Annotated in this window: 15 protein-coding genes; 7 read left to right on the top strand and 8 right to left on the bottom strand. The window is 70.6% G+C overall.

Translation table 11 applies throughout. The features are described 5' to 3' along the window. Nucleotides 1-13: 13 nt before the first annotated feature. The 4 genes from rpsR to JT362_RS25690 all read right to left on the bottom strand — a co-directional run bounded on the left by rpsR (nt 14) and on the right by JT362_RS25690 (nt 2,186). A complete protein-coding gene (gene rpsR, locus JT362_RS25705; RefSeq protein ID WP_260194317.1) occupies nt 14-268 on the bottom strand; it encodes a 30S ribosomal protein S18 in 255 nt (84 codons plus the stop codon). A 38-nt stretch (nt 269-306) separates the two neighbouring features. Continuing rightward, nucleotides 307-807, bottom strand: a complete 501-nt coding sequence (locus JT362_RS25700; RefSeq protein WP_260194316.1) for a single-stranded DNA-binding protein — start codon at nt 805-807, stop codon at nt 307-309. Between the two features lie 13 nt (nt 808-820). Next, the gene (gene rpsF, locus JT362_RS25695) at nt 821-1,117 is read right to left on the bottom strand and encodes a 30S ribosomal protein S6 (protein ID WP_260194315.1); all 297 of its coding nucleotides are present in this window, start codon (nt 1,115-1,117) and stop codon (nt 821-823) included. 73 nt (nt 1,118-1,190) lie between these two features. Beyond that, nucleotides 1,191-2,186, bottom strand: coding sequence for a hypothetical protein (locus tag JT362_RS25690; protein WP_260194314.1), 996 nt, complete (start codon nt 2,184-2,186; stop codon nt 1,191-1,193). Between the two features lie 178 nt (nt 2,187-2,364). Here JT362_RS25690 and JT362_RS25685 point away from each other — a divergent pair, with 178 nt between their 5' ends. Further along, nucleotides 2,365-3,135, top strand: coding sequence for a deoxyribonuclease IV (locus tag JT362_RS25685; RefSeq protein WP_260194313.1), 771 nt, complete (start codon nt 2,365-2,367; stop codon nt 3,133-3,135). Then, entirely contained in the window at nt 3,132-4,601 is a 1,470-nt protein-coding gene (locus tag JT362_RS25680) for a glycosyltransferase family 87 protein (protein ID WP_260194312.1), read from the top strand. The genes JT362_RS25685 and JT362_RS25680 overlap by 4 nt, the downstream gene beginning before the upstream one ends. On the opposite strand, the gene JT362_RS25675 is transcribed toward JT362_RS25680, so the two are convergent. From JT362_RS25675 to JT362_RS25665, 3 genes are all read right to left on the bottom strand, one after another. Beyond that, nucleotides 4,505-6,115, bottom strand: coding sequence for a glycosyltransferase family 87 protein (locus JT362_RS25675; protein WP_260194455.1), 1,611 nt, complete (start codon nt 6,113-6,115; stop codon nt 4,505-4,507). The two genes, JT362_RS25680 and JT362_RS25675, sit on opposite strands and share 97 nt — an antisense overlap. Before the next feature lie 68 nt (nt 6,116-6,183). Beyond that, nucleotides 6,184-9,042: a transglycosylase domain-containing protein gene (locus JT362_RS25670; protein WP_260194311.1), complete on the bottom strand. Its 2,859-nt coding sequence runs from the start codon at nt 9,040-9,042 to the stop codon at nt 6,184-6,186. A 70-nt stretch (nt 9,043-9,112) separates the two neighbouring features. Further along, on the bottom strand, nt 9,113-9,517 hold the full coding sequence (locus JT362_RS25665; protein WP_260194310.1) for a DUF5318 domain-containing protein: 405 nt from the start codon (nt 9,515-9,517) through the stop codon (nt 9,113-9,115). Nucleotides 9,518-9,760: 243 nt separating this feature from the next. Between JT362_RS25665 and JT362_RS25660 the strand changes: the two genes are divergently transcribed. Continuing rightward, nucleotides 9,761-10,312 carry a PadR family transcriptional regulator gene (locus JT362_RS25660; protein WP_260194309.1) on the top strand — a complete coding sequence of 184 codons (552 nt, stop codon included), beginning with the start codon at nt 9,761-9,763 and terminating at the stop codon, nt 10,310-10,312. A gap of 89 nt (nt 10,313-10,401) precedes the next feature. Continuing rightward, nucleotides 10,402-11,496: an inositol-3-phosphate synthase gene (locus JT362_RS25655; RefSeq protein WP_260194308.1), complete on the top strand. Its 1,095-nt coding sequence runs from the start codon at nt 10,402-10,404 to the stop codon at nt 11,494-11,496. 1 nt (nt 11,497) lies between these two features. Here the strand turns inward: JT362_RS25655 and JT362_RS25650 are convergent, their stop codons facing one another. Further along, a complete protein-coding gene (locus tag JT362_RS25650) occupies nt 11,498-11,869 on the bottom strand; it encodes a winged helix-turn-helix transcriptional regulator (RefSeq protein ID WP_375546555.1) in 372 nt (123 codons plus the stop codon). Between the two features lie 109 nt (nt 11,870-11,978). Between JT362_RS25650 and JT362_RS25645 the strand changes: the two genes are divergently transcribed. From JT362_RS25645 to JT362_RS25635, 3 genes are all read left to right on the top strand, one after another. Continuing rightward, nucleotides 11,979-12,602, top strand: coding sequence for an LUD domain-containing protein (locus JT362_RS25645; RefSeq protein ID WP_260194307.1), 624 nt, complete (start codon nt 11,979-11,981; stop codon nt 12,600-12,602). Nucleotides 12,603-12,700: 98 nt separating this feature from the next. Continuing rightward, on the top strand, nt 12,701-12,928 hold the full coding sequence (locus JT362_RS25640) for a hypothetical protein (protein WP_260194306.1): 228 nt from the start codon (nt 12,701-12,703) through the stop codon (nt 12,926-12,928). Between the two features lie 88 nt (nt 12,929-13,016). Then, nucleotides 13,017-15,095 (top strand): PhoX family protein, encoded by a 2,079-nt coding sequence (locus tag JT362_RS25635; RefSeq protein ID WP_260194305.1) that lies wholly within the window; start codon nt 13,017-13,019, stop codon nt 15,093-15,095. Nucleotides 15,096-15,185 lie beyond the last annotated feature (90 nt).

The raw sequence follows: 15,185 nt of genomic DNA, 5'->3' as shown, positions 1-15,185 counted from the left end.
GACTCCCGGGTGATCAGCGCGCGGTCGAGGTGTAGGGCAGCAGCGCCATCTCCCGCGCGTTCTTCACCGCGATGGCGACGTCGCGCTGGTGCTGGCTGCAGTTGCCGGTGACCCGGCGGGCACGGATCTTGCCGCGGTCGGAGATGTACTTCCGCAGCAGCGTCGTGTCCTTGTAGTCGATGTTCTGGACCTCGGCGCCGGCCTTCTTGCGGGCCTTGCAGAAGACGCAGACCTTCTTCTTGGGCTTGCGAATGGGTGGCTTGGCCACGGTTACTCCTGGTCTTCTCTATAACGCGTGCGGGTTGGTCAGAAGGGGGGCTCGTCGGAGAAGCCGCCACCGCCGGAGCCGGCGGGCGGCGCGGAGCCCCACGGGTCGTCGGCCGGCGCGGAACCGCCACCGCCGGAGCCGGAGCCCCCGCCGAAGCCGCCTCCGCCGCCGCCGCGGCTGACCTTGTTGACCTTCGCGGTGGCGTACCGCAGCGACGGGCCGACCTCGTCGACCTCGAGCTCGACGACGGTCCGCTTCTCGCCCTCACGGGTCTCGAACGACCGCTGCTTGAGCCGTCCGCTGACGATCACGCGGGCGCCTCGGGTGAGCGACTCGGCCACGTTCTCGGCGGACTGCCGCCAGATGTTGCACCGCAGGAACAGCGCCTCGCCGTCCTTCCACTCGCCGCTCTGGCGGTCGAAGGTCCTGGGCGTCGACGCGACGGTGAAGTTGGCCACCGCGGCACCGGACTGCGTGAACCGCAGCTCCGGGTCGGCCGTGAGGTTGCCGATCACGGTGATGATCGTGTCGCCAGCCATGGCGATACCTCCCTCAGGCCCCGGCCGGGTCGCGCCGCAGCACCTTGGTGCGCAGCACGGTCTCCTGCAGGCCGAGCTGGCGGTCCAGCTCCTTCACCGCGTCCGGGTCCGCGTTCACGTCGAGCACCGCGTAGATGCCCTCGGTGTGCTTCTTGATCTCGAACGACAACCGGCGCTTGCCCCACACGTCGACCTTCTCGACGTTGCCGCCCGACGTGCGGATGACGTTGAGGAAGTTCTCGAGCGACGGAGCGACGGTGCGCTCGTCGAGGGTGGGATCGAGGATGATCATTACCTCGTAATGACGCATGAAGACCACTCACCTCCTGTGGACTCGGCGGCCACGGACTCTCCGTGGCAGGAGGGGTCTTGCGACGAACAGGCTACAGGGTCGCCGACGGCGCGCGACGCAGCACCCAGGTACGCACCAGCGCGGCGGTCACCACCGACAGCGCCAGCACCGCGAGCAGCACGGGCAGCTCGATGTGCTGCCCCGCCGGCGGGTCGAGCGCCTCGGCGCGGCCGGCGGCCTGCACGCCGTCGTCGGCGGGGCCGTCGGTGCCGAGAACACCGAACTGGGGGCTGTAGCCGGGCACCGCACCGCCGTAGCGGACGCCGGGCGACGGCGCGTACAGGCCGGGGCGGGCGAACGGGACCGAGCCGTACAGGTCCAGCGGCGACCGGCCGAGGTGCCCCAGGCCGGGCGGGTACAGCGACCAGCCGCCGGGGGTCATGCCGCCGACCGGGGGGTGGTCGGTCGCCGGCGGGGTGCCGGGGTTCTGGCCGGGGCGCTCCGGCGTGCCGCCCGGGGTCTCGCCGCCCGGGTTGCCCGGTCCCGGGCCGGTGACGCCGCCGGGCACGATCCGCTCGGTGGCCTCCTCGGCGGCGTCGGCGACCGCGTCGGCGCCGTCCTGGACGGGGGCGGAGACGGCGTTGACCCCGGTGACCGCGATGTCGCAGACCGAGGACAGCGTGGACCGCAGGGTGCCGACGACGGTGCCGAGGATCGGGCCGAGGGCGGGGATCTCACGCACCTCGGCGATCACGGCCTTCGCGATGGTGCCGCCGGTGATGTGCCCGCTGCCGGTGGGCAGCGCGCCGATCGGGATGGGCGGGAGCGCGCCGAACACCTTGTTCACGGTGCCGGCCAGCGGCGGTCCGAGGAGGGGCACCGCGCGGACCGCGTCGGTCACGATGCCGAGGACCGCCTTCGGGGCGAGCGACACCGGCTGGCCGGGCTCGCCGCGCACGCTGGTGCTGCAGTCGCCGACGACGATGGGTTCGGCGGCGGCCGCGGTGGGGCTGCCGACCAGGCCGAACGTGCACACGGAGAGGACCAGGGCCGTCGCGGCGACGGCAGCGCGGATGCGCCGTTGCATGTCGACCCTCCCGCTTACTCACCGGTAGCTCTACCTGTTCAACGACGGTAACCCGTCGAGGTGACGCGAGACCAGGTGAGCGGCGCAGGAAACCCGTCCGGACCCGTCACGGGGTAGCCCGTCCGGACCAGCGGGCGCCTCCCGGAAGTGTCCGGGGAGCGGACTACGCTCGCGGGCCATGAGCATCGGCGCCCACATCCACAGTGACGACCCGCTCGCCGCGGCGCGCGAGCGTGATGCGGACGTCGTGCAGTTCTTCCTCGGCGACCCGCAGAGCTGGAAGGCCCAGCCGCCGCACCCGCAGGCCGACGCGCTGCGCGAGGCCGGCATCGACGTCTTCGTGCACTCGCCCTATCCGGTGAACATCGCCTCCACGAACAACCGCATCCGGATCCCGTCCCGCAAGACGGTCACCCAGTACGCCGAGTCGGCGGCGGCGACCGGCGCGAAGGGCCTGATCGTGCACGGCGGCCACGTCACCCGGGGCGAGGACCCGGCGGAGGGGCTCGTCAACTGGCGCAAGTTCTTCGAGCGGCAGGCCGACGCGGGCGGGTTCCCGCTGCCGGTGCTGATCGAGAACACCGCGGGCGGCGACAACGCGATGGCCAGGAAGTTCGACATGCTGGCCCGGCTGTGGGACGAGGTCGGCGAGTTCGGTGCCGGCTTCTGCCTGGACACCTGCCACGCACACGCCGCGGGCGAGTCGCTGGACGGCATCGTCGACCGGGTGAAGGCCATCACCGGCCGGATCGACCTGGTGCACCTGAACAGCTCGCGCGACGAGTTCGACTCCGCCCGCGACCGTCACGCGAACGTCGGGACTGGCATGATCGAACCGGAGCTGCTCGCGGCCGTCGCCAAGGAGGCAGGCGCACCGGTCGTGGTGGAGACCCCGGCCGACGGGCAGGCGGCGGACATCGCGTTCCTGCGCGCGGCGACGGGCCGGTGAGGAGCCGGGCGACCGAGGAGTCAGGGAAGGCGGACGGGCACGTGTCCGAGGAGGTCGGCGCACCACCGGTGGTGCGCGGGCGCCCCGGCACCGCCGTCCGGCTCGGCTCCCTCGCCCTGGCCGCGGTGGTCGTGCTGTGCGGCATCACCCTGGTGCTGGGCTTCCTCAACAAGGACCGCTGCACCGGCCCGGAGTTCGAAGAGGACGGGCGCAGCACCCCGAACTACGACCTGCGCAGCAAGCGGGACGTCTGCTACTCCGACATCCAGCACCTGTGGATCGGTCGGGACATCGACAAGCACGTGTTCCCCTACGTCAACGGCGGACTGAACGAGTACGACCAACCGGCCGGCGGGGTCGTCGAGTACCCGGTGCTGACGGGCATGCTGATGTGGGTGTCCGCGCTGTTCGCCGACACCGACGCCGATTTCCTGTTGTTGTCCGCGCTGGTGCTCTCGCCGTTCGGGATGGCGATTGCCTGGATGCTGGGGCGGATGAGCCGGTGGCGCTCCCTGCTGTGGGCGATCGGGCCGCCGCTGGTGCTGTACGCGTTCCACAACTGGGATCTCCCGGTGGTGCTCTGCGCGGTGGCCGCGGTCTACGTGGTCCACCTCGGCTGGGGGCGGCGCGGCGCGGACCGGCCGCTGATGACCCGCGCCACCGCGGCCGCCGTGCTGCTGGCGCTCGGCTTCGCGCTCAAGGTGTATCCGGCGATCTTCGTGCTGCCGCTGATGTTGTACGTGCTCACCGGCGGGGCTGGCGGGCGCGCGCTCACCGGGAAGGCGCTGGACTGGGTCGGGGCGTTGCGGGTCGCGCTGGTGGCGCTCGGCACCGTGGTCGCGGTCAACCTGCCGTTCGCGGTGGCCGGGTTCGAGGGGTGGCGGGCGTCGTTCACCTTCCAGATGCTGCGCGAGGCGGACATCACCACCAACTCGATCTGGTACTGGGGCCTGCGGCCGCACACCGATCCGGACGACACGGGCATGCATGAGCTGATCGGGGTCCTGTCGCCGACGCTGGTGCTCGCCTCGTTCGTGTTGGCCTGTGGGATCGGCTGGCTGCGGTACCAGAAGGAGGGGACCTACCCCTGGATCGCGGTGTCGGCGGCGATGCTGTGCGGGTTCCTGCTGCTGCACAAGGTGCACTCGCCGCAGTACACGCTCTGGCTGGTGCCGATGTTCGTGCTGCTGCGGATCCGCTGGGGCTGGATCGCCGCCTACCTGGTGGCCGACATCGCCATGGGCATCGGCATCTTCCGCTGGTTCTACGAGATCTTCTACGGCAACGCGGGCGGGATCTTCGACGGCTTCGCCGCGCAGGCGCTGATGATCGGGGTGTGGGGCCGGGCCGGGTTGCTGGTCGGCCTGTTCTACGTGTTCCTGGTGTCCAGGTCCACACTGCCCGAGGACGATCCGGCTCCGCTCGGTGCCGGCCGGTCGTCGCCGTCGTTCCTGCCCGCTCGCTGACCGGCCCGTCGACGTCCGATGGTCACCCGGTCCTCGGCCCCGTCCAGGACCCCGCCGTGCGGATCGTCGTACCCGCCGCGGCGGACCAGGTCGCGGGCCGGGTGGTAGATCTCGTAGATCACCAGTGCGCACAGCGCGACCACCGCGAGGTCACGCAGCACGACGAACGACAGGAACCAGTCGTCCGGCAGGCCCTTGTTGTCCTCGCCGAGGTAGAACGCCATCCGAGGGAACCACACCAGGGCGTCGACGGTCATCCACGCCAGCAGCAGCCGCCAGCGCGGCACGGCGAGCACCGCGAGCGGGACCAGCCACAGCGAGTACTGCGGGCTCCACACCTTGTTGGTGAGCAGGAACGCGGCGACCACCAGGAAGCCCAGCTGCGCGAGCCGGGGCCGGGTGGGCGCGTGCAGTGCGACGAACGCGATCCCCGCGCAGCAGGCCAGGAACAGCCCGGCGCTCACCAGGTTCAGCCAGAACGGGGACTCGCCGAACGGCACCTGCCCGTCGAAGCCGGCCCAGCCGGTGAACTGCTGGACCACGTTGTACAGCGAGTCCGGGTCGGCGCCGCGCAGGCTGTTGCGGTGGAAGAACTCCCACCAGCCGCGCGGGAACGCCAGCAGGATCGGCAGGTTCACCAGCCCCCAGGTGCCGAGCGCGGCCAGCGTGGTGTGGCGCCACTCGCGCATCCGCCCGGCCCGCAGGCACAGCACGAGCAGCGGCCCGAGCAGGAAGAACGGATACAGCTTGGCCGCCGCCCCGATGCCGATCAGCACGCCGGCGATCCCGGGCCTGCGACGCGACCAGGCCAGGATCGCCGCCGCCGCGCACGCGGTGGCGAGCGTGTCGAAGTTGGTGAACGCGTGCACCATGACCAGCGGTGACGCCGCGATCAGCGCCGCGTCCCACGGTCTGCGCCCGGCGGTTCTGGTCACCGCCCAGATGGTCGCCAGCCACGCCAGGGCGAGCCAGAACGCCGAGATGTCGAAGAAGATCGTGACCGGTAGGCCGGTGGGCAGCCAGCCGGCGTCGGCGATGGTCAGCCAGCCCTCGGTCAGCTTGGCGTTCACCCACTGGAACAGCCCGGTCAGCACCGGGTACTCCATGTACCGGGTGTGCGCTGTCGGCTTGCCCTCGTCGTCCACCCAGCTCGTCTGGTAGGGGAAGCCGCCCTGGTCCAGGCGTTCGGCGGAGTACAGCGGGATGATGTCCGAGTAGCACATCGCGGCGAACGGGCGGTTCGACCGCCAGTCCAGCTCGAGCTGCTCGGACTCCTCGTTGAAGAACTGCTGCGCGCACGCCGCCTTGCCGAACCACCCGATCGCCAGCGCGACCACGGCGAGCAGCAGCGCCACCCGCAGCGGCGTCCAGAACCAGTGCCGGCCGATCGCCGCGTGCCGGCCAAGCGGACCACCGAGCGACGCGCTGCCGGCGATCGCCAGCGGCTCGGTCCACGACGGCAGCACCCGTTGTTCCGGGGTCAGCGTCGCGGTGTCACTGACCTTCCCCTCGATGCCCCCGTCGTCGGTGCTGGGGTCGGGGTGATCGCTCTCGCCGGGCACGGCGCGATGCTACGGGGTGGTCAGTTGTCGTCCCCCGGGTTGGGCCCGTCGGGATTCTCCGGCTCGCAGAACGGCGGGCAGACCGGCCCCGGGCCGTCGTCGGTGGTCTCGGTCTCCGAGGTCTCGGTCTCGGAGGTCTCCGTCTCCGAGGTCTCGGACTGCTCCGAGGTCTCGGACTGCTCGGAGGTCTGGGACGACTCGTCGTCGTCCTCGTCCTCTTCGCGGGTCTCCTCCTGGGTCGGCTCGGTCTCCGCCGGTGTCGGGCCGATGGGCTCGAACTCGATGAAGGACTCCAGCTCCATGCCCTCGTGGTACCGGTTCATGAACTCCGACCAGATCTCGCCGGGCAGGCCGCTGCCGTAGACGATGTTGCCGTCCGCGTCCTGCAGCGGGATCTGGTTGTTGTCCTCGCCCTGGGCACCCATCGACACCGCGGTGGAGACCTGCTTCGAGTAGCCGACCATCCAGGCCTTGGCGTTCTGTTCGGTGGCGCCGAACTGGTGGGTGCCGGTCTTGCCGGCGCACTCCCGGCCGTCGTCGCACTCCATGTCGGTGTCTTCCACCACCGGGAACAGCGACTCGGTGACGTTGCGCGCGATCTGCTGGTTCTTCTCCTGGTCGTTGTCGAACGCGAGCCTGCTGTCCTGCTGCGGCGTCCACATGACCTCGCCGTCCGGGAAACGGACCTCGGCGACCAGGTGCGGCTTGTGGTAGACGCCGCCGGCGGCGAACGTGGCGTACGCGGAGGCCATCTCGACCGTGGAGACCCGGGTCTGGCCACCGCCGATGGCGATGTTGCCGTCCGGGGCGCGCTCGGGCGGAAGCTCGCCGTTCAGGTCGGAGGTGATGCCGGCGGCGTGCGCGGCCTCCGCGACCTTCTTGGTTCCGAGCTGCAGCGCCATGTCGTAGAACACGGTGTTGATCGACCGCTCCATCGCCGTGGCGACCGAGCACTGGGTGCCGCAGGAGTCGTCGCCCGCGTTGCGCACCGGCGCCTCGCGGCCCTCGAACGTCCGGCCGGAGGTGCCGTCGTACCGCTCGCCGAGGCCCTTGCCGGTCTGCAGCAGCGCGACCAGGTCGAACGGCTTGAACGACGACCCCGGTTCCTGCTTGGCGGCGGCCCAGTCCAGGCCGACGCCGTTGCTGCCGCCGTAGTAGGCGAGGACACCGCCGTTGTCCGGGTTGACCGCGACCAGCGCCGGCCGGTTGACCTTGGGCTGGCCCTTCATCACCTCGTTCACCGACTGCACGGCGATCTTCTGCGCCCGCTGGTCGATGGTGGTCTTGATGGTGTAGCCCTCGCGGAAGATCTCTTCCTCGGTCAGCCCGAGCTCGGCCTCGAGCTCGGCGAACACCGCCCGCTGGATGTGCGCGTCCGGCCCGGTGAGAGCGTCCGGCCGGGACTTCTCGACGGGCTGCGGCTCCGGCATCTTCGTGGTCTCCGGATCGCCGGGGAACCAGCCGTTCTCGGCCATCTGCCCGACCACGTACTTCCAGCGCCGGTGCATGTAGTCGGGTTCGTCGAAGCGGCTCGGGTTCTGGATCATGCCGGCGATCAGGGCGGCCTCGGACTCGGTGATGTCCTTGAGGTCCTTGCCGAAGTAGGCCTGTGCGGCCGCGGAGATGCCGTAGGCGCCCCGGCCGAAGTAGATCGTGTTGAGATAGGCCGTGATGATGTCTTCCTTGGAGTAGGTGTTGTTCATCTTGTAGGCCTGGACCACTTCGAGCGCCTTGCGGGTGAGCGTCTTCTCCGAGTTCTCCGTCGCCTTCTTGACGTACTGCTGGGTGATCGTCGAGCCACCGCCCTGGCCGCCGGTGACCTGGTTCCAGCCGGCCTGCAGCACACCGGTGATGTCGAAGCCGGGGTTCGTCATGAACTCGGCGTCCTCGGCGGCGAACACCGCGTGCAGCACAGGATCGGTCAGCTGGTCGTAGGTGACCATGGTGCGGTTGATGCTGCCTTGCGGCACGACCTTGCCGAGCTCCTTGTCGTTCGAGTACAGGAGCGTGGCGGTCTGCTGCTGCTCGCTCGCGATCTGCTGCGGGTTCGGCACGTCGACGAGCTGGTAGGCGACGAAGAAGCCGATCAGCGGCAGGATGATCATCAGCGCGGTCAGCACGTAGCCGGTGCGGCGGACCCGCCGCCAGATGCGCTTGCGGCGGAGCTTCTTCTGGTCCTCGCTGAGCGGGGCGTCCTCGTCGTCGTACTCCTCGTCGAGGAACTGCTCGTCGTCGACGTTGTTCTCGTAGTCGTCCTCGTAGGCGCCTGGCTCGCGGTGGGTCAGCAGTTGCGGCTCCGGGCCGGTGCGGCCGTGCGCGGGAGGCAGCAGCTCGGTGGGGCCGTCCGGGTCGGCGCCGGGCGGCACGCCGGGGCCACCGGGACCACCGGGGCCTCGGGGGCCGGCCGGCCGGGGCGGACCGCCGGGACGCGGGCGGACCACGCGGGTACGCGGATCGGCCGGCGGGCGACCGCCGGGGGGAACGGCGTGCGGGCTGCCGTTCGGGGTGCCGTTCGGGCGCGGCGGGGCCGGTGGCTCCTCGGTGGGCCAGGCCGGGCCGCCGGCGGCCGCGCCACCGGCACTGTGACGTGCGGTGCGCGGGGGCTCGGATCGCGGGGGCTCGGCGCGGTGGTGCGCGCCGCCCGGCTCGGGGAGCCGGTGCGAGCCACGGCCGGCCGGGCGGGGTGATCCCCCGTTCTGGTGGCCGTTCTGGCGGCCGTTGGACCGGGGCGGGGGCGAGTCGTCCTCGTCGTCCTCCCACAACGGGCTCCAGAACCCGGTGCGCTCCGGCTCACGGCCGACGTCGGACGAGTCGGGGTCGTCGCCCGTCGGCCACGCCGGCCCGCTGGAACGTCGCCGGTGGCTGCTGTGGTCGTTCACGAAACGGCCTCCCAGAGCGGCCCGGTGGACGGGCACGCCGTGCGGTGGTCATCGGCGGCGAAGCGATGGGTCACTCCGCCGCTGTCCTTCTTCGCGTCTTCGGGGTGTCGAGTCCACCCGACCCCAGGACGTATGACAGCACCAGGTGGTTCCATCCACAGGTGCGGCACACCTCCACTACGTAGACGGTGAACTCCTCGAAGAGGTTCGCCATCCTGGCTAGCTCCTCGGGCGCCCGTGCCGAGCCGGAGGCGTGCTTGAGCTCGTCCCCGTAGACCCAGGAGACCGTGGTCACGGGCTCCTTGCGGCAGACGGGGCAGGTCACCTCGCTCGGTTCGCCGTGGAACTTCGCCGCCCGCAGCAGGTACGGGTTGGCGTCGCACACCTCCATGGTGCCGACGCGGCCAGCGTAGACCTGCGCCAGCAGCGCACGGCGCTGCAGCGCGTAGTCGACGACCTGCCGCTGGGTTCGCACGCCCAACAGGGTACGCGGCGCCGTTATCACGTCGAGACTCAGTTTGGGTCTACGCCGCGCTGGCGGGTGGCCACTCCGCGTCATACCCGTGACCTGACCAGCGATCTTGACCGTTCTCCCGGATCGTCACCCGGCGTGTCGGACCGCTGGTGATCAACACCACGCCACTTCTCGTTCAGCGCGCGGATGTATCGGTGCGATATAGTGGACGAGTAGGTCAGCGCGGACGGAAAGGGGTGGCATTTGCTCGAGTTCGCGATCCTCGGGCTGTTGCACGAGGCCCCGATGCACGGCTACGAGCTGCGCAAACGACTGTCCGAGACGTTGGGCACGCTGCGCGCGTTCTCGTACGGCTCGCTGTATCCGACGCTGCGCCGGCTGCTGCGGGCGGGTCTCATCGTCGAGGAGACCCCGGCGGAGGGCCCGCGGAGCAGTTGGGGCAAGCGGGCCAAGCGGGTCTACAAGCTCACCGCCGAGGGCAAGGAACGGTTCGCCGACCTGGTCGCCGACGTCGGCCCGCAGGCCTACGACGACGAGGGCTTCGGCGTGCACATGGCGTTCTTCTCCCGCACTCCGGCCGACGTCCGGATGCGGATCCTGGAGGGTCGCCGGCGCCGGGTCGAGGAGCGGCGGGAAGGGCTGCGGTCGTCCATGGCGCGCGCGGGTGAGCAGATCGACCGCTACACCCGCGAGCTGCACCGGCTCGGCCTGGAGCACAGCGAACGGGAGGTCCGCTGGCTCAACGAGCTGATCGCGACGGAGCAGGAAGAACAGCAGGGCGGCGCCGAGGGGTGACCCCGGCGTCGGCAGGTCAGCGCGGACCTGGGAACGAACTTCCGCGGCCCACGAGCGGCCGCGGCCACACAGGGAGAAGGAGAACCGGCATGGGCGAACAGCGCCGGCACAGTGTTCGGGTGGCCATCGTCGGCGTCGGCAACTGCGCGGCGTCACTGGTCCAGGGTGTGCACTACTACCGCGACGCCGACCCGGCCACCCGCGTTCCGGGCCTGATGCACGTCGAGTTCGGTGACTACCACGTCGGCGACGTCGAGTTCGTCGCCGCGTTCGACGTGGACGCCAAGAAGGTCGGCCGTGACCTGTCCGAGGCGATCGTGGCCAGCGAGAACAACACGATCAAGATCTGCGACGTGCCGCCGCTCGGGGTGACCGTGCAGCGCGGCCACACCTTCGACGGGCTCGGCGAGTACTACCGGGAGATCGTCACCGAGTCCGACGAGTCGCCGGTCGACGTCGTCGCCGCGCTGCGCGAGGCCGAGGTCGACGTGCTGGTGTCCTACCTGCCGGTCGGCTCGGAGGAGGCGGCACACTTCTACGCCCAGTGCGCCATCGACGCGGGCGTGGCGTTCGTCAACGCGCTGCCGGTGTTCATCGCCTCCAACCCGGAGTGGGCGGCCAAGTTCACCGAGGCCGGCCTGCCGATCGTCGGTGACGACATCAAGTCGCAGGTCGGCGCGACGATCACGCACCGGGTGCTGGCGAAGCTGTTCGAGGACCGGGGGGTGGAGCTGCTGCGCACCTACCAGCTCAACTTCGGCGGCAACATGGACTTCATGAACATGCTGGAGCGCAAGCGCCTCCAGTCCAAGAAGATCTCCAAGACCCAGTCGGTCACCTCCCAGATCCCGCACGAGATGGAGCGGGCGTCGGTGCACATCGGCCCGTCCGACCACGTGCCGTGGCTGGACGACCGGAAGTGGGCCTACATCCGGCTGGAGGGCAAGGCGTTCGGCGACGTGCCGCTGAACCTGGAGTACAAGCTCGAGGTCTGGGACTCGCCGAACTCGGCCGGCGTGATCATCGACGCGGTCCGGGCCGCGAAGATCGCGCTGGACCGGGGCACCGGCGGCCCGATCCTGTCCGCGTCCTCGTACTTCATGAAGTCGCCGCCGGAGCAGTACGCCGACGACGACGCCTACGAGGCGGTGGAGAAGTTCATCGCCGGCGAGGTCGAGCGGTAGGTCAGGCGGTGTCGGGGCGCGCGTCGTAGTCGGCGCGCGCCCCGGCTATCTCGTCGGCGTGATTGACCGCCCAGTTCGCCAGCTCGCAGACCGTGCCGAGCAGGGTCAGGCCCAGCTCGGTGAGCCGGTAGTCGACGCGAGGCGGCACCACCGGGTGGACTGTGCGCTCGACCAGGCCGTCGCGCTCAAGGCCGCGCAGGGTGGCGGTGAGCATCCGCTGGCTGATGCCGTCGATCGCCCGCTTCAGCTCGGTGAACCGCAGGGTGTCCCGGCCGAGCGTGTGCACGATCGCGATCGACCACTTGTCGCCGACCCGGTCCATGATCTGTCGCGCGAAACACATCCGCTCCGCGTCCACGCCGGTTAGCTGCACGGTTACCTCCACCTGCCTCGGGCAGACCGAAGTGCCTTCTGTCGCCGGCAACCATAGTTCCTCACGATGGGGTCAGTTACCAAAAGGAACCACCATCGAAGGGGAACCCATGACCATCGAGGCGCTCTCGGCCGACCTGTCCTTCGCCCGGCCGGCGGACGACGAGCAGCTGGCCAGGGCCGTCGGGGGACTGACCGAGCGCGGCTACAACACGCACGTCGTGGACACCGTCGCGCGGGCCAGGGAGCTGGTTCGCGAGCTGCTGCCCCGGGACAAGGACGTCTTCACCGCGAACAGCGAGACGCTGCGGACGTCCGGCATCGCCGACGACGTGGACCGCTCCGGTGAGTTCCGGTCGGTGCGGGCCACCCTCGCCGACGAGTCCGACCTGCGGGCGCAGATCCGGATGGGCGCCGCACCGGACGTGGTCGTCGGCAGCGTGCAGGCGATCACCGAGGACGGTGTGCTGGTGGCGGCGTCCGCGAGCGGAAGCCAGTTCGGCCCGTACGCGGCCGGCGCCGAGCGGGTGATCTGGGTGGTCGGCGCGCAGAAGGTCGTGCCGGACCTGGACACCGCGCTGCGCCGGGTGCGGGCCTACTGCTACCCGCTGGAGAACGAGCGGTGGCGGCAGCGGGGCGCGGCGTCGTTCGTCGGCAAGCTGCTCATCATGGAGCGCGAGGCGTTCCCCGACCGGGCCACGGTGGTCCTGGTCCGCGAGCAGATCGGCTACTGAGCCGCCGCGCGGCTAAACGCCGGTGCCGGTCGGGGCGTCAGGGGCGTGAACACGGCACCGGCGAGACGTACCGGAGCCTGGCCGACCTCGACCTGCCCATGCCGCCCGGGCTGCGGAACGAGGTGGCCGACCAGCGGGTGTTCCTCACCTCGCCGGAGGTGACGCGCCTGTCGGTGTACCAGGGCGACGGCGCCGAGGTGGCCGTGCTGGTTCTCGAGTACGACGGGTGGACCGTCGCCCACGCCGATCTCGACGGCTCGATCGAGGGCGCCCGCCACACCGGTTACGACGCGGCCGGGAACGTCGTGGCCGAGGGCGCCATCTGAGCTGTTCGCCCACCGTTCACCTGGACGGCGGCTGCCGATGGTGTTGGGCTCCTAGCGTCGGCGCGTTCCCACTGATCAGGAGGATCGCGTGTCTGCCGACAAGCCCCGGCTCCTTCCGTTACTTCCCGTCACCAACACCTTTGGTCGCTCGGCGGTCACCTGCCGCTACCGTTGCGGCGACGCCTGCTCCCACGACGTGCCGAACACCTCCGACAACGCCTACTTCGGTGACGTCGTCGCGGAGGTCGTTGGGCGGCGGACGATGCTCAAGGCGGGCGCGGTGCTCGCCGTGGCCGGCGCCGGCGCGGCGACCGTCGGCGCCGGTTCGGCGGCCGCCACGCCCGGCCGGGGTCACGGGCACGGCCACGGCCACGGCCACGGTCACGGTCACGGCGGCCGGGACGACCTGGACTTCCAGCCGGTCGCGCCCAACACCGAGGACCGCGTCGTCGCCCCGCGCGGCTACGACCAGGGCGTCGTGATCGGCTGGGGCGACCCGGTGCTGCCGGGCGCGCCCCGGTTCGACTTCGCGAACCAGTCCGCGGCCGCGCAGGCCATGCAGTTCGGCTACAACAACGACTTCTGCGGGCTGGTGCCGCTGCCCCGCCGGTGGGGCAGCCAGGACCGCTGGCTGATGGTCAGCAACCACGAGTACACCACCGAGTCGTTCATGTTCCTCGGCTACGACGACGAGAACCCGACCCGCGAGCAGGTGGAGATCGCCTGGGCCGCGCACGGGCTGTCGGTGGTCATGGTGGAGAAGGAGCGCCGGGGCGGCCTCCAGGTCCGGCTGGACCGGCACTACAACCGGCGGATCACGGTGAACAGCGAGTTCGAGGTGACCGGCCCGGCCGCCGGCTCGGACTACCTCAAGACCTCCGCCGACCCGAGCGGCCGGCGGGTGTTCGGCACGCTGAACAACTGCGCGGGCGGGGTCACCCCGTGGGGCACGATCCTGTCCGGCGAGGAGAACTACAACCAGTACTTCGCCAACGCCGACCAGGTCACCGACCCGGTGACCAAGCAGCGCCTCGCCCGCTACGGCATCAGCGGCGGCGCGTCCGGCCGCCGCTGGGAGCGGTTCGACGACCGGTTCGACCTGGCCAAGGAGCCCAACGAGGTCAACCGCTTCGGCTGGGTCGTGGAGATCGACCCGCTCGACCCGGACTCCACCCCGGTCAAGCACACCGCGCTCGGCCGGTTCAAGCACGAGGGCGCGAACGTGATCGTCGCCCGCGACGGCCACGTGGTCGCCTACATGGGCGACGACGAGCGGTTCGACTACATCTACAAGTTCGTGTCGGACAAGCGGATGAAGCGCGGCAACAGCCGGTACGCCCGGGAGTACAACAAGCGCCTGCTCGACTCGGGCACGCTGTACGTGGCGAAGTTCCGCGGTGACAGCCCGGCCGACGAGATCGACGGCTCCGGCCAGGTGCCCTCCGACGGCGAGTTCGACGGCTTCGGCGAGTGGATCCCGCTGGCCCGCAACGACCGGTCGTTCGTCGACGGGTTCACCGCCGAGGAGGTCTACGTCTTCACCCGGCTGGCCGCCGACACGGTCGGTCCGACCAAGATGGACCGCCCGGAGGACGTCGAGCCGAGCCTGCGGTCCCGCAAGATCTACGCGGCGCTCACCAACAACTCCCAGCGCGGCAACCCGGGCACCGAGGGCCCGACCGAGATGAACCCCCGGCCGGCCAACCGGCACGGCCACGTGCTGGAGATCGAGGAGTTCTGGGGGGACAACACCGCGCGGCGGTTCCGCTGGAAGCTGCTGCTGGTGTGCGGGGACCCGGAGTCGCCGGACACCTACTTCGCCGGCTACGACAAGTCCCAGGTCAGCCCGATCTCGTGCCCGGACAACGTGGCGTTCGACGAGCGCGGCAACCTGTGGATCTCCACCGACGGCAACGCGCTCGGCCAGAACGACGGGCTGTTCGCGGTGCCGGTCGAGGGGCGTGAGCGTGGGCACGTCAAGCAGTTCCTCACCGTGCCGCACGGCGCGGAGACCTGCGGTCCGGTGGTGACCGACGACTTCGTGCTGGTGTCGGTGCAGCACCCCGGTGAGCTGGACGGCGCGAGCGCGGACAACCCGCTGTCGCACTGGCCGGACGGCGGCGACAGCCAGCCGCGGCCCGCGGTCGTCGCTGTCTGGAAGGACTGATTCGCACCGGACGGAGCCGTCCGGTCGGGCGGCTCCGTCCCTTGGCTCGGTCTTGTCTCGGCGTGGTCGCTTCCCTACGGTCGGCACGTT

The organism is Actinophytocola gossypii, assembly GCF_025165815.1.
Classification (GTDB): Bacteria; Actinomycetota; Actinomycetes; order Mycobacteriales; family Pseudonocardiaceae; genus Actinophytocola; species Actinophytocola gossypii.
This window is presented reverse-complemented; position numbering and strand designations above follow the sequence as displayed.